Consider the following 21,187-nt stretch of genomic DNA (forward strand, 5'->3'; position numbering starts at 1 on the left):
CCTCTGATACCTAGACTAAAATATCAGCCGCTAGCTGGCGTAATTTAGGATAAAACTCTTTATCTAATTGCGCTAGCTGATCCTGTTCCACCAAGACATCGTGCAAAATTTGCTCGGTAGTCAGAGGATTAGCCAACACCACCCGAAATACGATAGTTTCTTGTCTATCGTAACGCACCGGCGTTAACCGAGTACGGGATACAAAAGATTTACCCTCTTCCCGCTGCCGCTTTTGAATAAACTTGGTTAAACCATTTAACAACTCGTTTAAACGCTGCCGTTGCTCAGTACTGCCGTGTGCCATCGCCTTTTGCACCTGCGCTGGCACATAACGATAGGTTAAAATGCACAGCTCAGGCTCGGTAATCAGTTCAAAATCGATATTGTGACTAATCAGTGTGGCAAAGTACTTGGCTTTTTCGATACTGCGATCTATCAGGATTTGATAGCCTTTTAAACCAATCACCTGCAAACAGGCATGCACCAGCATCGCCATACCCGGACGCGAGCCTTCCAGCGTTTGGCTGCCTAAGTCTTTCGAGCCTTTACGCAAAATATACTCGGCATGATGCTCAATGGCATTGGCGGCAGACGGATGTTTAAACACCACCATGCCCGCGCCCATCGGCACATACATTTGCTTATGCGCATCAATCGTTACTGAGTCGGCCCGTTCAATACCCGCTAACACTTGCCGATATTTTTCTGACAGCAAGGTCGCGCCGCCCCAGGCAGCATCCACATGAAAATGACACTGATAAGCTTCGGCTAAATCAGCCAAATCATTAAGTGGATCAACATTACCAGTTTCGGTGGCACCCGCTACACCGACTATAGCCAACACTTTAATATTACGTGCTTGCAGTTCTGCCATTACCCGGCGCATCTCGGCAATATCGACTTTGTTATTGGTATCGGTTTTGACCGAGACCACCGACTCACGACCAATGCCCAGCACATCGGCAGCTTTACCCAACGAATAATGGCCGCGCTCAGACACCACAATCGCCAGCCCTTGATAGCCAAAATGCTGCATCGAACGATATAAACCCTCTTTGGCAATACCTTTAAAGCTGCCTTCAGCTTTAAATAACTTATTGCGGGCAATCCACAAGGCAGTAATATTAGCAACAGTACCACCAGAGCAAAACGCACCTAAGGAGTGATTAGCACTGTGCATCCACTTTTTATAAAAGCCCTCGCGCTCACCGTAAACCAGATGATGCATCATACCCAGTACCTGACGCTCTAGCGGGGTAAAGGCTTTGGAGGTTTCAATTTTGACCAGATTTTGGTTAAGCCCCACCATCATCTTGGACAGTGGCAACACAAAGTACGGCAACGCCGAGGTCATATGGCCAATAAAACTGGGTGCTGCAGTATGTACCGAGTGCGCAACCAATTTTTGCATAATGCTTTCGGTATAATCGGAGACAAAAGTTGGCTGATCTGGGATCTGATACGCCTGAAAATCCCGTTCAATTTGCCAGAGTGGCTTTTCTACCGCGACAATACTTTCATTCAGAAAACCGGCCAGATTCTGCGACAGATTCTGTTCGATAATACTTAATGTGGAATCCGGTGCTTCCGGAATCGTAAAAATCCGCCACAAGGCTTCCTCAGAAGCCGCAGCCTGACGTTTTGTTGTGTCATTCATGCCTGTCAGTACCCGGGCGCTGCAACCAGTCTTCAACGTCATTCTTTAAGCAACGTTAAAGTTACTGCAGCAACCATTAAATGTCTGCAAAATTATATCCCTGTACCGGGACTTTATTTGATAGCCAGGGCAATAACCTAGCTACGCAAGCCTATACCCTTGTTGATCAGATACATTGCATAACTGAATAATACCACTATAAAACTTATTACCACGGCCAACGCTAACCATAAGCTTACATCAGTATAGCCAAGGAACCCATAGCGAAAGGCATTAACCATATATACTATTGGGTTTAGTGCGGCAACTTGCTGCCAAAAACCCGGCAACAATGTTAATGAGTAAAACACCCCACCTAAGTAGGTAAGCGGCGTTAACACAAAAGTCGGGATAATGCTGATGTCATCAAAGGTTTTGGCATAGACAGCGTTAATTAAGCCACCTAAAGAAAATAACATCGAGGTTAGCACGACTGTCAGCACAATAATGGCTAAATTATGGATTTGAATGGTGACAAAAAATAACGACAGTATGGTCACAATTAAGCCAACCAGCATACCGCGTGCCATACCGCCACCGACATAACCCAGTACAATAATATAGTTGGGCACCGGTGCGACCAGCAGCTCTTCAACATTACGCTGAAATTTGGCACTAAAAAACGAAGATGCGACATTGGCATAGGAGTTAGTAATGACCGACATCATAATTAAGCCCGGTACAATAAACTCCATATAGCTAAAGCCGTTCATATCGCCAATACGTGAACCAATAAGGCTACCAAAGATCACAAAATACAACGTCATCGTGATAGCCGGTGGTACTAAAGTTTGCACCCAAATTCGCATAAAACGGGTAATTTCTTTGTCCAGAATACTTTTAAAGGCAATCAGGTACCGGCTATTCATGCTGATGCCCCCCGGCCATGTTCAACCAAATTAACGAACAACTCTTCTAGCCGGTTGGCTTTATTGCGCATAGAAAGCACTTTAATCTGCTGCGCCGTTAACTGACTAAAAATGGGGTTGAGTCCTTGGGCTTTTTCTACATCCACTTCGATACTTTGCCCTTCTAACACTCGCCACGGAAAGCCGTCCAACTGTAATGCTGCTGGCAAGCTATCCAGATCCAGAATAAAGGTTTCTTTACCCAGTTTGGCCAACAAAGCTTTCATACTGGTATTTTCGATAATTAAACCCTTATCAATAATGGCAATATTGCGGCAGAGCATCTCTGCTTCTTCCAGATAATGGGTGGTAAGAATAATGGTCACGCCCTGCTGATTGATGGTGCGTAAAAACTCCCACATCGAGCGTCGCAGTTCTATATCGACCCCAGCGGTGGGTTCGTCTAAGATCAATAACTTCGGTTCATGCATTAAGGCCCGGGCAATCATTAAACGGCGTTTCATGCCGCCAGATAGCTCGCGCGCTCTGGCGTTACGCTTTTCCCACAAACCAAGTTGGCTCAGGTACTTTTCAGCACGTTGCAACGCAACCGCTTTAGGTACACCATAATAGCCCGCTTGATTTACCACGATTTGCAGTAAGGTTTCAAACTGGTTAAAGTTAAACTCCTGCGGTACCAGCCCCAGCTGACTTTTTGCTGCCTCAAGATCGGTATCGATGTTATGACCAAAAACCTGCACCTTACCTTGCGTCTTGTTTACCAGTGAGCTTATCACACCAATGGTGGTACTTTTCCCGGCACCGTTGGGACCGAGCAAGGCAAAAAAATCGCCCTGCGTTACTTGTAAATCAATACCGGCCAGCGCCACAGTGCCGCTGCGATACACTTTATGCAACCCAGCAATATCCAGTGCAATACTCAAATCAAAACTCCTGAAAAATGGCTTATTGGCCGCCGTAACCCCAGCGGGCCACTAATTGTTGTGACAAGCCAAGCTGGTCAAGAATACGGGCCACCATAAAATCGACCAGATCACTTAATTGTGTCGGTTGATGATAAAAACCAGGGGCAGCCGGCATTATACACACACCTAAGCGCGATAATTTCAGCATATTTTCCAGGTGGATGGCACTGAGCGGGCTCTCGCGCACCACTAAAATCAGTTTCCCTCCTTCTTTTAGCACTACATCTGCGGCCCGTTCGATCAAATTGTCACTGGCGCCCTGCGCTATTGCCGATAGTGTACCGGTAGAGCAAGGGCACACGACCATTTTTTTGGGTGCAGCTGAACCCGAAGCAACCGGAGAGAACCAATCATCTTTACCATAAACGCTGAGTAAGGCTGGCGAGCATTGAAAATGTGCCAGCAACTGTTCGGTACATTTATCGGGCGCACCAGCGAGCTTAATATCATGCTCAGTGGCAAACACCACCCGAGCGGCACTGGAAATCAGTAAATGCACTTTAATTTGTTGGGCAAGTAACAGTTCTAATAAGCGCCAGCCATAAGGCGCGCCGGAGGCACCGGTAAAGGCTAGGGTTATCTCTGCACGGGGTTCAGACATTATCAGGTCCATTTTTCAGTTAGGGCCGTCACCAACTTGGTGTGAATACCACCAAAGGCGCCATTGCTCATAATCACAATACTGTCACCCGGTTGGGCCATGGCCAGCAACTTTGTCAGTAATTCGTCGATCTCATAACTGACGCTGGCCGGCTGGCTAAGCCTGGCTACCAAGTCAACCATTGACCAACCCGCATTCCGGGGTTCAAATAATAACACCTCGTCAGCACTTAGCAGCGCTTGCGGCAGAGCGGCTTGATGCACACCCAGACGCATGGTGTTAGAGCGTGGTTCCAATACGGCTAAGATCCGCCCCTGGCCCACTTTCGCTCTTAAACCTTTTAAGGTGGTCTCAATGGCGGTGGGATGATGCGCAAAATCATCGTAAACTGCAATATTCGCCGGAGCGCCCTTTAACTCCATCCGACGTTTTGGTGCCACAAACTCTGCTAACGCCTCAATACTGACGTTAACCGGTACCCCTGCATGCCGTGCGGCGGCTATCGCCATCATGGCATTATCCACATTATGCTGGCCACTTAGCTGCCATTGCACTTCACCAACGGGCTGTTGTTGCCAAAACACCTGAAAGTGCCGCCCATCTGCCATCAGCAGCTTTGCTTGCCAATCCGTACCATAGGCTTCACGTTCACTCCAGCAGCCCTGTGCTAGCGTTTGCGCTACCGCTGGCACGCCCTCAGGTGAAAGTACTAGACCGGTGGCCGGTACAGTACGCAGTAAATGATGAAACTGCCGTTGAATAGCGGCTAAGTCTGGGAAGATATCAGCATGATCATATTCCAGATTATTAATCACTAAGGTACGAGGCCGATAATGTACAAATTTAGAGCGTTTATCAAAAAAGGCAGTATCGTACTCATCCGCTTCAATCACAAAAAACGGCGAATCCCCCAAGCGTGCCGAACAATTAAAGTTTTGCGGCACTCCGCCAATTAAAAAACCGGGGTTAAGACCAGCATAATCCAGGATCCAGGCTAACATACTGGCTGTGCTGGTTTTACCATGGGTACCCGACACAGCTAATACCCAACGTTGCTGTAATAATTGCTCTGACAGCCATTGCGGGCCCGAGGTATAAGGCAAATTACGATCCAGCACATACTCTACCGCCGGATTACCGCGGGATAAGGCATTGCCAATAATCACCAGATCAGGTGCCGGCTCAAACTGAGCGGGATCATAGCCCTGGGTTAAGTTAATTCCCAGCTCAGCCAATTGCGTGCTCATCGGCGGATAGACGTTTTGATCCGCCCCCGTCACCTGATATCCAAGTGCTTTTGCCAGCGCGGCAATACCGCCCATAAAGGTGCCACAAATACCCAAAATATGAATATGCATAATGTACTTCTCTACTTTACCGGGTGCCATTGTAACAAATGCAGATAAAGCTGCGATGAAAACTGCAATTTAGGCAGAAATTCTTTAAAATAGCTCAGGCTGACTACAGCTACTTTTTTACCCGATAATAAAAAGGACCAAGAACAATGCGTCGCATCTCCCCTGTACTGCAACAAGATGGCGTGGATCCAGATCTTATATCCTTACTTAAAACCATACTGGCCGCCTGCCGGGAAATTGCTTTCCGGGTTAGTCAGGGTGAGCTGGCTGGCGTATTAGGCTCAACCTTAGCCGAAAACGTGCAAGGCGAAACACAAAAAAAGCTCGACGTTATTGCTAATGAATTATTGAAAGAGGTAATTCTGGAAACTGGCGTGGTGAAAGCTATTAGCTCAGAGGAAGAAGATACTATAGTTCCAGGTAACCCAAGCGGCCGTTTTCTGGTAACCTTTGATCCCTTAGATGGCTCGTCCAATACTGACATCAATAGTCTGATTGGCACCATCTTCTCTATTCTGCCGGCCGATGCAAACAAAGAAGCCGATGATGCCAGCCAGTTTTTACAAGCAGGCACCGCGCAATTAGCGGCCGGTTATGTACTCTATGGTCCCTCGACTATGCTGGCACTGACTACAGGTAAAGGTACTCGCCTTTATACGCTGGATAAAACTTACGGCGGATTTTTACTCACTGAAGAACAAGCAACTATCCCTAAATATACCGCTGAATTTGCCATTAATATGTCTAATCAACGCTACTGGCAGCCGGCGATGCAGCGCTATGTTGCCGATCTACTGCAAGGTAAAGAAGGTCCTCGCGGTAAAAACTATAATATGCGCTGGATAGCTGCCATGGTAGGCGATGTGCATCGGGTACTATGCCGTGGCGGTATTTTTGCCTACCCGCGTGATAATAAAGATGCCAGCAAGCCTGATAAATTACGCCTGATGTACGAAGCAAACCCCATGAGCTTTTTGGTGGAGCAAGCTGGCGGTGCCAGCTCTACTGGCTATGAGCGTATTATGGAGATTATTCCCACCGACATTCATCAGCGGGTTGCGGTGATCCTGGGTTCAAAACATGAAGTGGAAACCTGTGTGGGTTACCACAAAACAACCTAATTGTTCGACTAATAACTTATAGCCAATTTTACTGCCGCCTTTATAATAGCGGCACTTAATTAACCTGAGGAACAAGCGATGAGCTTAAGCGATGTAGCTGCCGGCAAGAATCTGCCAGATGAAATTAACGTTATTATTGAAATTCCGGCTAATGCCGATCCAATCAAATATGAAGTAGATAAGGATACAGGGACCGTGTGGGTTGATCGTTTTATGGCAACCCCGATGTTCTACCCATGTAACTATGGCTTTGTAAATCACACCTTGTCGTTAGATGGGGACCCGGTAGACGTTTTAGTACCAACGCCTTATCCATTAGTCCCTGGCGCGGTCATTAAGTGCCGTCCGGTTGGCGTGTTAAATATGGAAGACGAATCTGGCGAAGATGCGAAAGTTATCGCAGTACCGGTGAGCAAACTGACTAAACTGTATGATCATATTCAGGATATTAACGATGTGCCAGAACTGCTGAAAAAACAAATCCAGCATTTCTTCGAGCGCTACAAAGAGCTAGAACCAGGTAAGTGGGTTAAGATCACCGGCTGGGGCGATGCGGCTGCTGCCAAAGCAGAAATTATGACATCCTTTGAGCGCGCTAAGAAATAACAGCGTAGCATCAAACAACAGCCGGCTAACGCCGGCTGTTGTTATTTACACCCACCTTGATAATTCTGAAGGAACTGCTTAAGTTCTGCTGCTGGCATGGGTTTAGCAAATAAAAACCCTTGAACTTCATCACAACCCATTTTTTGGATAGCTGCGAGCTGTTCTGCGGTTTCCACCCCTTCGGCAATAGTAGACAAGCCTATACGTTTCCCTAAACTCACTATGGTTTCTGCAATAAGCCCACCACCGGGTTCGGTTACGGTGCTGACGAAAGCACGATCGACCTTTATCCGATCTAAGGGTAACTGCTGTAAATAGCTTAAAGAAGAAAAGCCAATACCGAAGTCGTCAATCGCCACCTTAATACCAAAGCTCTTTAATTTTTGCAGCGCAGCGATCACCATTTTGGGTTCATCCATGACTACCGACTCAGTGATCTCCAGTTCCAGTAAATGCGGTTTAACCTGATAACGCGTCACCGTATCAATCACTGATTGCACAAAATGCACTGAACGAAATTGTGGCATAGACACATTCACGGCAATACGTAGCTCTGCAAGGCCTTGCGCTGCCAATTGCTGTATCTGCCGACAGGCCTGCTCCAGTACCCAAAGCCCAATATCAACAATGAGGCCTGAATATTCAGCCAGCGGAATAAAAACTGCCGGCGATATAAATTGACCTGGTTGATGAGGCCAGCGCAACAACGCTTCCATACCTACGACACTATTGGTTTTTAAACAGAGCTGAGGTTGATACCAGAGCTGCAATTTGTCCAACGCAAAATCGGCTCTCAGCATTCTGAGCATCGTCAGCCGTTCGGTCACTTCCTCTTCCATTTCCGGTTGATAGTATTGATGATGCACACCTAACGTCTTCTTGGCTTTGTTAAGCGCAATATAGACGTGCTTCATAATCACCATACCCTGCTCAGCAGAGTCACGTAACCGACAAATGCCAAAGGTCGCGTTTACCTGCAAACTATGCTCAAAAGCTTGAAACGGCGTTACAAATACCTCTCGCAAGCGCTCTGGTGTTAGTTCATCTTCCGGCCCCACTAAGGCAAAAACATCTGCACCGATACGGCCAAGCTGAGAACTCACTCCAAAATGCGCTATCAGCCGTAAGGTAATGGCGATTAATAGCTCATTACCCACGTCCTGGCCTAAACCGTCATTAACATCAGAGAAATGGTCAACATCAACCAGTACTGCTACCATATTATCGGGTTCAAAACGGCGGGTGTCTTGTAAGATCTGAATGAACTCGTTACGGTTAGGTGTTTTGGTGAGTGGATCGATAAAGGCGGCATGCTTTAATTGTTGGAATAAAGCTACATTCTCATAGCCAATTGAAATATTACTAAGGAATACTTCTATTAGCTGCTTATCTGCCTCTTCGATAGGCCGGTTAGTTTCGATATAAACGGCAGCATTATGTTTATCATTCCCCAGATAAAGCACGGTATCCTGATCGGTAAAAATGTGCTGCCTGCCTGACAAGCATTGGTTAATTTGCGTAATAATACGGACGTTGTCTAATCGATCCAGCTGGCATTTAATAAAAGGGGCATAGTGTCCTGCCGCACCCAGCACATAGATTTTATCGCTGGCAGTACCATCATCCTCAATTTGCGCACAAAGCACACCTTCCGCATGCAAACCAATTAGCGAAGAGATTTGCGTTACCACCCCTTCTGAAAACTCATGTAGAGAATGTTGTTCCAATAAGTTAGCACCGGCTTTAATAATTTTCTGCAAGCCCCGGCGATTTTGATTGATGGTTTTAATTTGCTGGTATGAACGGATAGAAGAAATAATGGTAGTAACAAGTTTGTTGCGGGTCAGTTCAGTTTTCGTTTTATAATCATTGATGTCGTATTCTTTTATCACACTCTCTTCTGGAGCATAACCAGGTTGACCGGTTCTAAGCACAATACGCAGCTCATCCATATGCAACTCGTCCCGGATCCGCCTGACGACTTGCAAACCAGCATCATCCGTTTCCATTACAACATCAAGTAACACAAGTGCTGTTTCGGGTTGCTGACTTAAAAACTCAATAGCTTGTTTACCTGAATAGGCATGATGAAACTGCAGTGGCTTCCCCAGCACAATCAAGTCACTCAGCGCTAATTTGGTTACGGTATGGATTTCTTCATCATCATCAACGATTAGTAAGTTCCAGACTCCCGCTTGCGTATCAGGCTTTAGCGGGGTGCTATCGTCATCTGCTAAGAACAGAAACCCTTCATCTGCTTCTCTTTGTGTCATTGATTGGCTGACCTTTTCCTTAACTTCCAGATAAATATACATGCTAATTAGTTGAAAAAGGAATGCTATTCAGGATTAATTTTGCACTTCTTATAGTTTTAATATAGCTGGTAACGCGCCAAAAGTGTCTCAAACTTACCAGGATCTAACGGTTTTAATAAAATATCGTCCATACCCGCTAATTTAAATTCAGCAATTTCTGCCGGTAGTGCATGTGCGGTAAAAGCCAATATGGGCGTTTTTAGATACGTTGGCAATCTTCTTAATTGTCGGGCTACTTCAATCCCCGAGATATCAGGCAAGCTAATGTCCAACAAAATTAGGTCAAACTGCTGCTGCTGACACAACTGCAACACTTCAGTTCCGGTTAGCGCAGAATGAATATTCACGGCCTTGTGTTGTAGTAAAATACGAATAAAGGCCTGGTTAGTTTCATTGTCGTCAACAACTAACAAATTTTTACAAGCAAGCAAAGGTGAAACCGGTTGTGACAGTTTTTGAATAAGCGCTATACAGAATTCAGTGGCTGAGTTACAGGAGATTAGTGCCTGCCACTGCGCCAAATGACTCGCCGAAGCAAAAACGTGCGAGCTTAACTGCCGCTGCGTTTGCCGGATCAGCGTTAACCAATCGTCATTTGGCGCTATTGAGGGTAGCATTAATAGCAATAAATCAGGCGTGGTTTTACTTAATATCTGCAGCATATCACTACGATTTTTACAGTAAGTCACCTGAATGGCCAACGCTCTTAGCATCGTAACCCGTTCATGCAAACGCTCAGTATCCTCATCGAACAATAGAATATGGCCTATTTTTGTAACAAAAGGAAGTTCTGATGTTTGCACTGGAATATTCAGCACAATACTCAGTCCCAATCCTTCTAAAGATTGTACTTTTAAGTCTGCAGCTAACTCATGTGCGAAACGCTGCAATATAGCCAGATCGATGTCACTCCATTGCCTATGGGGCATTTGCCCAGATTTCAGTTGCTCATTCAAGTCCACTGCTAGCCCATGACCATCACACTTTAGGTGAATTTCCAGTTGCGAGTTAGTTTTTCTTAATATTCGCAGACGTATTGAGAGACGTGTTAGGTTATCTGAGCGAAGCGCCAGCAGAATCAGCGCCTGTAATATGGCTTCAACTAATGCGCCATCTAGCATGATGGCAACGCTATTATTGTCTTGTCCTTCTAACCAATCAATACTTACCCCCTGAGGTAGCAAATGATTTAGCTGCGGGATCTCGCTCGCCAACCAGTCGCTTAACTGCATTGAAGAGCGGGTCAGCTGTGGTGGATTAAATTGATAAAGCCCATATAACAGTTGTAGGCGCATTAGTGCAAAAAACACGGGGTGTGATAATTGCTCTTGCCGATGCCAGATAAGCTGAGTGTGCGTCAGCCACTGGTTGATATTCTTTTGTAAAGACTGCAACTGTTGCTCAGTATGATGCTGTTGTTCAGACATCTTGAGGTGAATTTGCTCGAGCTTTTGTAACTCTGCAGTTAGGTGTTGTTGTAATTCCTGATGAGTGACAAGTTGATCCGTCAACTTGGTGAAGTGCCAATGTATAACTTGCAATTCTGCCGGCAGTTTTTTGATATTTTCCGTTGTACTTTGAGTGCTCAGCCTAACGTCAGAGTGATCGAATAAGCTCGCTAACCAGATCTGACGTTGTCGCAACCAGCGGTGGGCATACCAGCCAGTAATGAGAAATAACAGAGTATAAATCAACCACGCAGTAGCGGTAGTAGGTAAAAACTGCCATCTGTCTGCTAGAACATCTGGCACTATGACTAAGTAACCGCCAGAACTCTGGAAAGGCATAACATGCTCTACTGCATTAGATTGGCTAAACAAGGGTAAAACAGCCGCCTCTCGCGTGCCGAACAACTGCAATTGATAGTTTTTAACTAAGTTTGGTGACAAATGAGTGGGTAGTGTATGACTCAAACCCGCACTGGCCAGAGGCTCGCCACCGGGGAGATAAATGCCTATGGCGGTTATGGGCAATAATGCACTGTACTGTAATTCCAGCAGCTGGTTGCTTAGTTGGTCAGCAGAACTACTCGCTAAAAAAGGACGTAAACTCACTCTCAATAAATCTGCATACTGCTGCAGCTGCGCTTGCATTCGTTGCTCTGCTTGGTACTGCTGCACACCATACAACACCAGCAGCAAAATGCCGCTCCCCAGAAAATAAACCAACAGAAAATAACGAAAAAGATGCGCCAACTTGCTTATCATCCCTGTTTGTTAAACTAACTCACTATATGACTTAGTACAGAATGTCTCAAGCCCACTGCAGAGGCAAGCTTTCCCACCTAAAAATGCAACTCTATACCTGCAAAAACGCCTTTAAAGGTCAGATCGGCGTAGAGATTATCCAAACCCTCTACTCTCAAATCTAGTGCTCTAAAACCCAGTTTTAAACGGGCATCAACGACCATATTGTCGATTAACTGGTAAGCCACACCGGCTTGAGCATCATATACATTGCCATCTTTAACAGCACCAACGCTACCAGAAACAAAAATATCTAAGCCGGTTGCCAAAATACTGACCTTGGAATCTAGATACACCATAGGGATCCACTGATTCAGTTGCTCTGTCCCTGCTGATTCCGCACTGGTAGCAGTAATATCACCCTTTACATGTTTTGCGTTTAAACCCAAATCAACGGATAACAATGGATTGTCAAACAGCTCATAGTAAAGAGTATAATCTGCGTTACGCAGCATTAACGAACTGGTAATGTGATTACCCGCGCTAAATGAGACGCCTGCATAATTGAAATTATCGCCTAATATTGCTGCCCCCCGAGCTTGTAAAGAAGCGTACTGGATTCTGATGTTTGGAACTATCGGTAAAAAATGCTCTAACGCCACATAATAGGTTTGCTGTGAGCGATCTCTAAATTCGAACGCCTGCATCGGCTCGTTGTTGGCAAAACGACCACTGATATTGCTCTGCCAGAAATCCACGCCGGCATAAACGCCCAGTACTGAATCTGCCTGCGCCTGAGCACTGAATCCCATAGAGGCGATAGCTAAGGCGCAAAAAAAACACTTCATTATTTTATCCTTGGGTTAAAAGTTCTGATAAATCGATTAACGCAGCATTCGCTCGTGAAATATAGTTCGCCATCACCAGGCTATGATTAGCCAACATACCGAAACCACTGCCATTTAATACCATCGGGCTCCACAACGGCTGCTGTGTCGCCTCCAGTTCACGAATAATCTGTTGCAAACTGACCATAGCATTGCGCCGCTGTAACACATCAGCAAAATCGACTTCTATTGCTTTTAGGTAATGCAATAAAGCCCAGGTTGCCCCGCGAGCTTCATAAAATTCATCATCCAGTTTCCACCAACTGGTTTTAACAATGCGCTTATCAGGTGCCGTAGTAGACTGACGAGCAGCAGCATCGCCGGCTAAATCGGTGTTAAAGCGCTCTTGCCCAACACTGGCACTAAGCCGCTGCGAATAGCTCCCTAGGCGCTTTTCAACATTTTTAAGCCAGTCACGTAAATTATCTGCACGGGCATAAAATTGACTATCAGCTTGTTTTGGATCAACCAGCGCCGCGCGGTATAAGTAGAGTTGCCCAATCGCTTTGCGGTATTCGGATTCAGCACTTGGCAACACCCAACTACGGTGATCAATATTTAACTGCGGCTGCGCAATTCTTAAGAACGCATTCTCCGCTGATTGTGATTGCGAACGGCTAAAATCTTTGCGAAAGGCTAAAGCTAGGTCGCGAGACATTTCCAGTACCCCAAACTCCCAGGCCGGCATATTATCCAATAAACTAAAAGGTGGTAGTATATCGTTAGATAAATAGCCACCTGGCTTATCAAGCAGGGTTTCTGTAACACGTATTAAGGCGGTAGTCGTAGTATATCCCACTACCTGTTGCGCATTTTGCTGCTGGGCGCTTTGTTGAATCTCTTGTACCATAATGCCCGGTTCACGACTTACCCACCAGCTTACTAACCAAAGTAGTAACACCAAAGCTATTGCCGCAAAGGTACCCATAGTAGATTTATTCATGATAGCGAACTCCTAGCGACGAGGCATTGCTGTTAAAGGCAAAGTGATAGCAAGCTGCTTACCATCCGCGAAATCTAACATAACGCTAATTTCATCACCTGCAACCAGCTGTTGCTGTGGTTCAAAGAGCATTAAATGTAACCCGCCTGGCTGAAAGACTAACGTAGCACCGGCATCCACTTCGATGGCAGCGACTTCAACCATTCTCATCATGCCTTCATGTGTAACATGCTGGTGTAGTTCAATACGCTTGAATGCAGGACTGCTGGCAGCAACTAATTCAACGGCAGCAGCACTACCATTGTGCAGTGTAAAATAACCGGCGGTAACATCACGCCCTGGCATGGGTACTCTAATTTCCCCCTGTTGCAGCTGCAGTAAATCAGTTTGGGCTAGAGCGGGCGTCCAGCAAAGAATAAGACTGCATAGTATTAGAAAATAACGCATTTTCCACATCCTCTGTCATTATTTATCCTTACTATCTTACACCAAATAAATTATAGCAACAGCGTAAATCCATTGTTAACTTGTTCTGCAAGCGCTTTTTGCCTCACTCTGCTACGCTTTAGCTTACTAAAATGCCAAACGAAGAACGCTGGCAATATGCCCAAGAGCAATCCCAACAGCGGCAACAGATAAATCATGATAAGTGTGGTGTCAAAAAGGTTTGGCATAATGATATTCCCTTAATATTTATCTCAGTTGACAGATACTTCGGGGCTATTTCAAGTGTTGTGCCAGCAATGAAGGCAAGTGCAAGCAATTGATTTAAATGATTAATATCACTTTCACGGCAAGACTTTTGTTGTGCGCTTGGTTCTAAAACTAAAAAAGTGGTGAAATTCACCACTTCTTGGTCACACTATTCTGCGGCGACTTCTGGGACTTTACTCAATGCCTGCAGCAATAAAGCAGGTGTCGCACTGCTCAGATGGCCTTGTTCACTCAGCAATCTTCGCCATTGCCTCGCACCTGGCTGCCCCTGAAACAGTCCCAGCATATGCCGTGCTATATGCCAGAACCGGGCACCTTCTTGCATTTGCCGCTCTATATAGGGAATCATCTGCCGGACTACCTCATGTTCAGTAAGGGTTTGCGGTGCGTCACCGTACAACAGACTATCAACCTGACTAAGTAAATAAGGATTAGCATAAGCTTCCCGGCCAATCATCACGCCGTCCAGCTGTTGTAACTGCTCGGCAGCCTCAACCAGCGTTTTGATACCGCCATTGATACTAATATCTAGTGCAGGAAAATCCTGCTTTAACTGATGCACCCGTTGATAATTAAGCGGCGGTATCTCCCTATTTTCTTTGGGACTCAAGCCTTTTAACCAGGCTTTTCGGGCGTGTACCACAAATTGCTGGCAACCTGCATCAGCAACCGTGGCGATAAAGTCTTGTAAAAAATAGTACTCGTCCGAATCATCTATACCAATACGGGTTTTAACACTAACAGGAATATCGGTCGCGTCCTGCATTGCTTTTACGCAATCGGCCACCAAATGCGGATTGGCCATTAAGCAAGCACCAAACATGCCGTTTTGTACGCGATCAGACGGACAACCTACATTGATGTTAATAGCATCATAACCACGCTGTTCCGCTAATTTAGCGCAATGCGCCATTTCTGCCGGATGAGAGCCGCCAAGCTGCAAAACTACCGGGTGTTCCTCGGTATTAAATGCCAGATAATCGCCTTTACCGTGAATAATCGCACCCGTCGTAACCATCTCGGTATACAGCACCGCCCGCTTGGACATTAAACGATGAAAATAACGGCAATGCCGATCAGTCCAGTCGAGCATCGGGGCTACGGAAAAGCGTTGTGGCAGAATTTTCGTCTTCAAACAATTTCTCTCAAATCTGTGTTCAGGAATGCACTAAATAGGCAGTTAACTTTTTGACTAAGGGCAACACCATTAACAAGGTAGGAAAAGCAATCAGCCAGGATAATGCCCAGGCAGAAAGCCAACCAATTAGCGTAAAGCCTTCTATACCCAGACCTTTTAGCGTACTGACAAAAGAAACGATAAACGTCATTAAAATAGACAGAAGCAAAGGCATTATCAGCCCTGCTGCTTTAGCTGGAAATTTTGGCATTACTGCAACCTGATCGTGAGCGGGAGTTTTCGCCACTGGCGGCGTTTTCAGCGGCTATTATACCCCAGACTAACTTAGAAATCAGCGCTTGTTCTATCAGTGCGCTAATTCGTGCCCGGTGTTAATGCATAGGCAGACATGGCGAAGCTTGGGCAATATGGTACACTGCTTTCAGAAGTGGCTGGAGAGTATATATGTCAACTGAAAGTTTAGTGTCACGGGCAAGGGCTATTTGTGAACAAAATGGCGCGCGCTTTACGGCTATCCGGGAAAAAGTGTTCCGGTTGATGGCAGAAAACCAAGGTGGTCAGGGTGCTTATGATTTGCTGGAGCAACTCAAGCAAACCGAGCCTGCGGCCAAGCCGGCAACCATCTATCGCGCGTTAGAGTTTCTGACGGAACAAGGTTTTATTCATAAAATAGAATCTAGCAATGCGTTTATGTTATGTCATCATTTTGAAAAGCATCATCCGGCACAGTTATTAATTTGTGATGCCTGCGGCAATGTAACCGAGTTGCACTCTACTGCGCTGCATACCGAATTTAGTAAACAGGCAGCAGCACTGGGGTTTCATATCCACCATCAAACTATCGAAGCCAGAGGCAAGTGCCGGAATTGCATTGGAAATTAAGCGACATAAATGCTGATGTCTCTTGTATTAGCAACAAAAAACTTCTAGGCTTATCTAATATTGTCCCGAGAATCGCTGAATTTAAAACCCATAGGCATTTTAAATGAATGTTGAATATATAAATCCTTTTTTATCGTCACTTGTCAACGTGTTATCAACTATGGCCAATACCAAGATTGTACCTGGTCAGCCACGAATTAAAAAAGATGAGGTCGCTCAAGGCGATGTTTCCGGCCTTATCGGTATGGTAGGGCCCACCATGAAAGGGTCGTTTTCAGTAAGCTTCGACGAGTCTCTGGCTCTGGAAATCATGTTTCGCATGCTGGGCGAACGGCCAACTAAAATAAACCCCGATGTAACTGACATGGTGGGTGAAATTACGAATATGGTCACTGGTGGTGCTAAACGCATTTTGGGCGAAAAAGGTTACGACTTTACCATGGCAACACCCATTATTGTTTCAGGCAAAAGTCATACTATTACGCATAAATGTGAAGGCCCAACAATTTTAATGCCGTTTACTTCAGACTTTGGCAAAGTGCATATTGAAGTAAGCTTTGACAAGTAAGGCTATACCTAGGAAAAATCTGGCGGCACCTAGCAGGCCGCCTGTTACCTAAAGGTACTGATAATCCACTCTAGGCGTGATATTACATAGTAGCTCATAGGGAATGGTGCCAGAGGCAACCGCAATTCGTTCTATCGCCAATTCAGGTCCCCAGAGCACAGCTTCATCTCCTAACTTATCTTGCGCGTCAGGTCCCAAATCTACCGTAATCATATCCATTGAAACCCGGCCCGCTAAGCCGACTTCACGCCCATTCAACCATACGGGTGTGCCATTTCGGGCATGGCGAGGATAGCCGTCACCATAGCCCACAGCGATAACACCTAAGGTTGTTGCTTTATCGGCTTGCCACTGCCCGCCATAACCGACTCGCTCACCTCGCTGGACCTGACGTAACGCAATTAAACGACTACTTAAGCGCATTACTGGCTGCAACTGGTGTTGCTGCCCAACTTGAGCGCTAAATGGCGAAATACCGTGCAATATGAGCCCGGGCCTGACCCACTCGGCATGACTGGCGGGCCATGCCAAAATAGCAGCAGAATTAGCTAAACTGCGTTGTTCTGCCTTGCCACTGATAAGCTGCTCAAACAAACTTAACTGGGCGTCAGTGCGGGTTGAGTCCAGCTCATCAGCACAACAAAAATGCGTCATCAGACGAATGCCCGGTAATACCGCAGAACATTGCCATAAGCGCCGGTAAAAAGCGCTAAACTGCGTGGGCTCTATTCCCAACCGATGCATACCGGTATCAATCTTTAACCAGACCTTAAGCTGTCCGTCTAGTGAGGTTTGTTCCAGAGCGTTGAGTTGCAGTTCGTTGTGGACAACCGTTTGTAGGTTATTGGCCAATAAAACTGGCAGCTCAGCCGCCTCATAAAATCCTTCCAGTAGCACTATCGGTTTAACAATACCTGCGGTTCGTAACGCTAAAGCCTCATCGATGCGGGCAACAGCAAAAGCATCGGCCTCTGTTAAGGCTTGTGCTACCCGCACTAAGCCATGGCCGTAGGCGTTAGCTTTTAGTACCGCCAGCACCTGACTGTTGGGTGCCAGCTCACGCACTCTCTGTAAATTATGCTGTAAAGCCGCCAGATTTATCTGCGCTACCGGCCGTCGGCTCATTAATACTCATCCTCAAAACGGGCACTGCCAGCATAGTTATCAAAACGGGAAAAATGACCGTGGAAAGTTAAACGAATTTTGCCAATAGGGCCATTCCGCTGCTTACCGATAATAATCTCGGCTAAGCCTTTATCTTGGCTATCATCGTTATAGACCTCATCCCGATAGATAAACATAATGAGGTCAGCATCCTGTTCAATAGAACCAGACTCCCGTAAATCGGAGTTAACCGGCCTTTTATCAGCCCGTTGCTCCAAGGAGCGGTTAAGCTGTGACAGCGCAATAACCGGAACCTTGAGTTCTTTTGCCAAGGCTTTTAATGAACGGGATATTTCAGCAATTTCCAAGGTACGGTTTTCACTTAAGCCCGGTACTGTCATCAGCTGTAAGTAGTCGACCATAATCATACTTAAACCGCCATGCTCCCGCGCCACCCGGCGCGCTCGTGAGCGCACTTCGGTAGGCGTTAAACCTGACGCATCATCGATATACATTTTGCCTTTGGTGTTAAGTAGTTCGATAGCAGACGATAAACGCGCCCAATCTTCATCTTCCAGTTGCCCGGTACGTACCTTGGTCTGGTTGATACGGCCCAAGGATGCCAGCATCCGCATCATAATTTGGTCTGAAGGCATCTCTAAACTGAAAATAAGTACCGGTTTATCGCTGGTAATGGCCGCATGTTCGGCCAGGTTCATGGCAAAGGTGGTTTTACCCATGGAAGGGCGCGCAGCAACGATAATTAAATCTGAAGGTTGTAAACCGTTGGTCATCTTATCCAGATCGACATAGCCAGTAGACAGCCCTGTGATGCCATTTTGCGGTGAACGATACAGCGCATCAATCTTATCAATGGTTTTGGCCAGAATATTATTAATCGGCTCCGGGCCTTCATTGGCGTTAGCGCGCTGCTCGGCAATTTTAAAGACCTTGGTTTCGGCAAAGTCTAACAGCTCGGCGCTGGTACGGCCCTGGGTATCATAACCGGCATCGGCAATATCATGAGCTACTGCAATCATATCGCGCACTACGGCGCGCTCCCGTACTATTTCAGCGTAAGCTAAAATATTGGCAGCACTCGGGGTGTTTTTGGCAATTTCGCCAAGATAAGCAAAGCCACCTATATCCTCTAACTGCTGGTTAGCTTCTAAAGACTCAGATACGGTAATTAAATCTATCGGTTGATTTGACTCAGCTAAGCGCAGCATGGCGCTAAAAATAAAACGGTGTGAGCGCAAATAGAAGTCTTGCTCTACCACCTTCTCGGATACCCGATCCCAGGCTTCATTATCCAACATCAGGCCGCCCAGCACAGATTGCTCTGCCTCAATAGAATGCGGCGGCATCTTAATGGCTGCGACCTGCTTATCTTTTACGTTACTCATAGGGTTTTAAACTGCCGAAGGGAAAGGACCAATTTTGACTGATATGCTACCCTGCAGCGCGCAGAAGTCCAAGCAAAGTCTTAAAATATCTTAGTAGAATAAAGCTGTATTGCGGATGAATAAAAAAGGGAGGGAGTAAAATAACGTTGAAGAAAGCACACTGCCACCAGGCAGTGTGCTTAATGCCTTAGGCTTCAGCAATAACAACCACTTTGATGGTTGCGATAACTTCAGCGTGTAACTGCAGATCGATTTCGAACTCGCCAGTTTCACGTAAGGTACCGTTTGGTAACTTAACTTCAGCTTTTGAAACCGCTACACCGGCTTCGGTGATCGCATCAGCGATATCACGTGTACCGATAGAACCGAACAGACGGCCTTCGTCACCTGCTTTAGAAGCGATAGTCACTTCTGCCAGCTCAGCAACTTTAGCAGCACGCTCGTTAGCAGCAGCTAAATCAGCAGCCAATTTGGCTTCTAATTCAGCGCGACGGGCTTCGAATTTTTCAATGTTAACTTTGGTAGCTGGAACTGCTTTACCTTGTGGGAATAAGAAGTTACGTGCATAACCAGACTTAACAGTTACATTGTCACCTAAACCACCAAGGTTAGCGACTTTGTCTAACAGAATAATTTGCATTGCCTATACCCCTCTGTATTAGCTGTGTGAGTCGCTGTATGGTAACAGAGCCAAGTAGCGAGCGCGTTTGATGGCGCGAGCTAACTGACGCTGATATTTAGCGCTAGTGCCAGTAATACGGCTTGGTACGATTTTGCCACTTTCTGTAACGTAGTTTTTCAGAACGGCGGTGTCTTTGTAATCAATCTCTACAGTGCCTTCTGCAGAAAAACGGCAGAATTTACGGCGACGGAAAAAACGTGACATTTGTCTGTCTCCTAACTTAATTGTTCAATCTGTTGCGCATGCAGCACCAGTTTTGCCTGACCACTGCCGCTCTGGTGCCGGTTTAAAAAACCACCTACCCGAACGTTATTGCCCAACGTCAAATGCTGAGCTTGTTGGTGTAACACTGTGCCACTTAATACCACTTGCATCCGCACATAAGCCTGACGGTTAAAGCCAGCCTCTTGTTGCATGCTACGATGTTCCAAGGTTAACACAGTGTGCGGGATACCCGCCGGACTTTCACTGCGTTCAGGGTGCCGACAAAGGGCGCCACTAAGCACAAGGTAATTGTCCATCAACAACTTACTCGTCGTGTGCTACTTGCTCTTCAGTGTCACGAGGAGCACGTTCACGACGCTCATCACGTACCTTAGCCATTGGTGATGGCTCAACTACGGCACCATTAGTGCGCATAATCAGGTTACGTAATACCGCATCGTTGTAGCGGAAGTTAGTTTCCAGCTCATCGATCACGTTCTGTGGGGCTTCCACGTTTAACAACACATAGTGTGCTTTGTGCAGCTTTTGGATTGGGTAAGCCAGTTGACGACGGCCCCAATCTTCTAAACGGTGGATAGTACCGCCAGCTTCTTTGATCGCGCCAGTGTAACGCTCGATCATACCAGGCACTTGTTCACTCTGATCTGGGTGAACCATAAAAACGATTTCGTAATGACGCATTGTAGCTCCTTACGGTTAGTAAGCCTCGGGAGAGCTCGGCCGGGTTCTCATAAAGGCAAGGAACGTGAAGTATATGGCCGAAGGTCGCATATTTTACGGAGTTAGCGGGTAAATAACAAGCAAAGAAATAAAGAAAGGCAAAAAGATAGGGATATCCCGAAGTGACCTCGAAATTCGTCTTTAACAGCGTCTTGCAATCACTTGAAGATAAGGCAGGCAACCCGCTACTTGGTTACCTGC

At 46.2% G+C, this 21,187-nt stretch carries 22 protein-coding genes; 4 read left to right on the forward strand and 18 right to left on the reverse strand.

Features of this window, described 5'->3' with window-relative positions:
• Nucleotides 1–10: 10 nt before the first annotated feature.
• The 5 genes from panP to mpl form a co-directional block, all read right to left on the reverse strand.
• A complete protein-coding gene (panP, locus tag IE163_RS06600) occupies nucleotides 11–1,657 on the reverse strand; it encodes a pyridoxal-dependent aspartate 1-decarboxylase PanP (RefSeq protein ID WP_189431687.1) in 1,647 nt (548 codons plus the stop codon).
• A 137-nt stretch (nucleotides 1,658–1,794) separates the two neighbouring features.
• Complete coding sequence (locus IE163_RS06605) at nucleotides 1,795–2,565, reverse strand: ABC transporter permease (protein ID WP_189431463.1); 771 nt, start codon at nucleotides 2,563–2,565, stop codon at nucleotides 1,795–1,797.
• Nucleotides 2,562–3,488 (reverse strand): ABC transporter ATP-binding protein, encoded by a 927-nt coding sequence (locus tag IE163_RS06610; protein ID WP_189431465.1) that lies wholly within the window; start codon nucleotides 3,486–3,488, stop codon nucleotides 2,562–2,564. The genes IE163_RS06605 and IE163_RS06610 overlap by 4 nt, the downstream gene beginning before the upstream one ends.
• 22 nt (nucleotides 3,489–3,510) lie before the next feature.
• Nucleotides 3,511–4,131, reverse strand: a complete 621-nt coding sequence (locus IE163_RS06615) for a flavin prenyltransferase UbiX (RefSeq protein WP_189431467.1) — start codon at nucleotides 4,129–4,131, stop codon at nucleotides 3,511–3,513.
• A 2-nt stretch (nucleotides 4,132–4,133) separates the two neighbouring features.
• On the reverse strand, nucleotides 4,134–5,489 hold the full coding sequence (gene mpl, locus IE163_RS06620; RefSeq protein WP_189431469.1) for a UDP-N-acetylmuramate:L-alanyl-gamma-D-glutamyl-meso-diaminopimelate ligase: 1,356 nt from the start codon (nucleotides 5,487–5,489) through the stop codon (nucleotides 4,134–4,136).
• A 146-nt stretch (nucleotides 5,490–5,635) separates the two neighbouring features.
• Between mpl and IE163_RS06625 the strand changes: the two genes are divergently transcribed.
• The gene (locus IE163_RS06625) at nucleotides 5,636–6,610 is read left to right on the forward strand and encodes a class 1 fructose-bisphosphatase (RefSeq protein WP_189431471.1); all 975 of its coding nucleotides are present in this window, start codon (nucleotides 5,636–5,638) and stop codon (nucleotides 6,608–6,610) included.
• Between the two features lie 78 nt (nucleotides 6,611–6,688).
• Nucleotides 6,689–7,216: an inorganic diphosphatase gene (ppa, locus tag IE163_RS06630; protein WP_189431473.1), complete on the forward strand. Its 528-nt coding sequence runs from the start codon at nucleotides 6,689–6,691 to the stop codon at nucleotides 7,214–7,216.
• Nucleotides 7,217–7,257: 41 nt separating this feature from the next.
• On the opposite strand, the gene IE163_RS06635 is transcribed toward ppa, so the two are convergent.
• From IE163_RS06635 to IE163_RS06665, 7 genes are all read right to left on the reverse strand, one after another.
• Nucleotides 7,258–9,489, reverse strand: a complete 2,232-nt coding sequence (locus IE163_RS06635; RefSeq protein WP_189431475.1) for a two-component system response regulator — start codon at nucleotides 9,487–9,489, stop codon at nucleotides 7,258–7,260.
• Nucleotides 9,490–9,587: 98 nt separating this feature from the next.
• Nucleotides 9,588–11,726 (reverse strand): response regulator, encoded by a 2,139-nt coding sequence (locus IE163_RS06640; protein WP_189431477.1) that lies wholly within the window; start codon nucleotides 11,724–11,726, stop codon nucleotides 9,588–9,590.
• A gap of 89 nt (nucleotides 11,727–11,815) precedes the next feature.
• Nucleotides 11,816–12,565: a TIGR04219 family outer membrane beta-barrel protein gene (locus IE163_RS06645; RefSeq protein ID WP_189431479.1), complete on the reverse strand. Its 750-nt coding sequence runs from the start codon at nucleotides 12,563–12,565 to the stop codon at nucleotides 11,816–11,818.
• A 4-nt stretch (nucleotides 12,566–12,569) separates the two neighbouring features.
• A complete protein-coding gene (locus IE163_RS06650) occupies nucleotides 12,570–13,547 on the reverse strand; it encodes a DUF2333 family protein (protein WP_189431481.1) in 978 nt (325 codons plus the stop codon).
• A gap of 12 nt (nucleotides 13,548–13,559) precedes the next feature.
• Nucleotides 13,560–13,994: a copper chaperone PCu(A)C gene (locus IE163_RS06655; RefSeq protein WP_189431483.1), complete on the reverse strand. Its 435-nt coding sequence runs from the start codon at nucleotides 13,992–13,994 to the stop codon at nucleotides 13,560–13,562.
• Nucleotides 13,995–14,409: 415 nt separating this feature from the next.
• Entirely contained in the window at nucleotides 14,410–15,396 is a 987-nt protein-coding gene (dusA, locus tag IE163_RS06660) for a tRNA dihydrouridine(20/20a) synthase DusA (protein ID WP_268248619.1), read from the reverse strand.
• A 22-nt stretch (nucleotides 15,397–15,418) separates the two neighbouring features.
• Complete coding sequence (locus IE163_RS06665) at nucleotides 15,419–15,649, reverse strand: DUF2798 domain-containing protein (RefSeq protein ID WP_189431485.1); 231 nt, start codon at nucleotides 15,647–15,649, stop codon at nucleotides 15,419–15,421.
• A gap of 194 nt (nucleotides 15,650–15,843) precedes the next feature.
• On the opposite strand from IE163_RS06665, the gene IE163_RS06670 reads away from it, so the two are divergent.
• Nucleotides 15,844–16,281 carry a transcriptional repressor gene (locus IE163_RS06670; RefSeq protein WP_189431486.1) on the forward strand — a complete coding sequence of 146 codons (438 nt, stop codon included), beginning with the start codon at nucleotides 15,844–15,846 and terminating at the stop codon, nucleotides 16,279–16,281.
• A 103-nt stretch (nucleotides 16,282–16,384) separates the two neighbouring features.
• Nucleotides 16,385–16,849, forward strand: coding sequence for a chemotaxis protein CheX (locus tag IE163_RS06675; RefSeq protein ID WP_189431488.1), 465 nt, complete (start codon nucleotides 16,385–16,387; stop codon nucleotides 16,847–16,849).
• A 48-nt stretch (nucleotides 16,850–16,897) separates the two neighbouring features.
• Here the strand turns inward: IE163_RS06675 and alr are convergent, their stop codons facing one another.
• From alr to rpsF, 6 genes are all read right to left on the reverse strand, one after another.
• Complete coding sequence (gene alr / locus IE163_RS06680) at nucleotides 16,898–17,974, reverse strand: alanine racemase (protein WP_189431490.1); 1,077 nt, start codon at nucleotides 17,972–17,974, stop codon at nucleotides 16,898–16,900.
• Nucleotides 17,974–19,359 (reverse strand): replicative DNA helicase, encoded by a 1,386-nt coding sequence (dnaB, locus tag IE163_RS06685; protein ID WP_189431492.1) that lies wholly within the window; start codon nucleotides 19,357–19,359, stop codon nucleotides 17,974–17,976. Before dnaB ends, alr begins: the two co-directional genes overlap by 1 nt.
• Before the next feature lie 187 nt (nucleotides 19,360–19,546).
• Nucleotides 19,547–19,999: a 50S ribosomal protein L9 gene (gene rplI, locus IE163_RS06690; protein ID WP_189431494.1), complete on the reverse strand. Its 453-nt coding sequence runs from the start codon at nucleotides 19,997–19,999 to the stop codon at nucleotides 19,547–19,549.
• Between the two features lie 18 nt (nucleotides 20,000–20,017).
• A complete protein-coding gene (rpsR, locus tag IE163_RS06695) occupies nucleotides 20,018–20,245 on the reverse strand; it encodes a 30S ribosomal protein S18 (RefSeq protein ID WP_008218940.1) in 228 nt (75 codons plus the stop codon).
• 11 nt (nucleotides 20,246–20,256) lie between these two features.
• Nucleotides 20,257–20,562, reverse strand: a complete 306-nt coding sequence (gene priB, locus IE163_RS06700) for a primosomal replication protein N (RefSeq protein ID WP_189431496.1) — start codon at nucleotides 20,560–20,562, stop codon at nucleotides 20,257–20,259.
• 7 nt (nucleotides 20,563–20,569) lie between these two features.
• On the reverse strand, nucleotides 20,570–20,947 hold the full coding sequence (gene rpsF / locus IE163_RS06705; RefSeq protein WP_189431498.1) for a 30S ribosomal protein S6: 378 nt from the start codon (nucleotides 20,945–20,947) through the stop codon (nucleotides 20,570–20,572).
• Between the last annotated feature and the right edge of the window lie 240 nt (nucleotides 20,948–21,187).

It is taken from the genome of Alishewanella longhuensis (genome assembly GCF_014653435.1).
In the GTDB taxonomy this organism is placed as follows: Bacteria; Pseudomonadota; Gammaproteobacteria; order Enterobacterales; family Alteromonadaceae; genus Alishewanella; species Alishewanella longhuensis.

Bases quoted from the DNA above. Each gene is read 5' to 3' on its own strand.
- panP (WP_189431687.1), bottom strand. From the start codon at position 1,657: ATGAATGACACAACAAAACGTCAGGCTGCGGCTTCTGAGGAAGCCTTG.
- IE163_RS06605 (WP_189431463.1), bottom strand. From the start codon at position 2,565: ATGAATAGCCGGTACCTGATTGCCTTTAAAAGTATTCTGGACAAAGAA.
- IE163_RS06615 (WP_189431467.1), bottom strand. From the start codon at position 4,131: ATGTCTGAACCCCGTGCAGAGATAACCCTAGCCTTTACCGGTGCCTCC.
- mpl (WP_189431469.1), bottom strand. From the start codon at position 5,489: ATGCATATTCATATTTTGGGTATTTGTGGCACCTTTATGGGCGGTATT.
- IE163_RS06625 (WP_189431471.1), top strand. From the start codon at position 5,636: ATGCGTCGCATCTCCCCTGTACTGCAACAAGATGGCGTGGATCCAGAT.
- ppa (WP_189431473.1), top strand. From the start codon at position 6,689: ATGAGCTTAAGCGATGTAGCTGCCGGCAAGAATCTGCCAGATGAAATT.
- IE163_RS06635 (WP_189431475.1), bottom strand. From the start codon at position 9,489: ATGACACAAAGAGAAGCAGATGAAGGGTTTCTGTTCTTAGCAGATGAC.
- IE163_RS06645 (WP_189431479.1), bottom strand. From the start codon at position 12,565: ATGAAGTGTTTTTTTTGCGCCTTAGCTATCGCCTCTATGGGATTCAGT.
- IE163_RS06650 (WP_189431481.1), bottom strand. From the start codon at position 13,547: ATGAATAAATCTACTATGGGTACCTTTGCGGCAATAGCTTTGGTGTTA.
- IE163_RS06655 (WP_189431483.1), bottom strand. From the start codon at position 13,994: ATGCGTTATTTTCTAATACTATGCAGTCTTATTCTTTGCTGGACGCCC.
- IE163_RS06665 (WP_189431485.1), bottom strand. From the start codon at position 15,649: ATGCCAAAATTTCCAGCTAAAGCAGCAGGGCTGATAATGCCTTTGCTT.
- IE163_RS06670 (WP_189431486.1), top strand. From the start codon at position 15,844: ATGTCAACTGAAAGTTTAGTGTCACGGGCAAGGGCTATTTGTGAACAA.
- IE163_RS06675 (WP_189431488.1), top strand. From the start codon at position 16,385: ATGAATGTTGAATATATAAATCCTTTTTTATCGTCACTTGTCAACGTG.
- alr (WP_189431490.1), bottom strand. From the start codon at position 17,974: ATGAGCCGACGGCCGGTAGCGCAGATAAATCTGGCGGCTTTACAGCAT.
- dnaB (WP_189431492.1), bottom strand. From the start codon at position 19,359: ATGAGTAACGTAAAAGATAAGCAGGTCGCAGCCATTAAGATGCCGCCG.
- rplI (WP_189431494.1), bottom strand. From the start codon at position 19,999: ATGCAAATTATTCTGTTAGACAAAGTCGCTAACCTTGGTGGTTTAGGT.
- rpsR (WP_008218940.1), bottom strand. From the start codon at position 20,245: ATGTCACGTTTTTTCCGTCGCCGTAAATTCTGCCGTTTTTCTGCAGAA.
- priB (WP_189431496.1), bottom strand. From the start codon at position 20,562: ATGGACAATTACCTTGTGCTTAGTGGCGCCCTTTGTCGGCACCCTGAA.
- rpsF (WP_189431498.1), bottom strand. From the start codon at position 20,947: ATGCGTCATTACGAAATCGTTTTTATGGTTCACCCAGATCAGAGTGAA.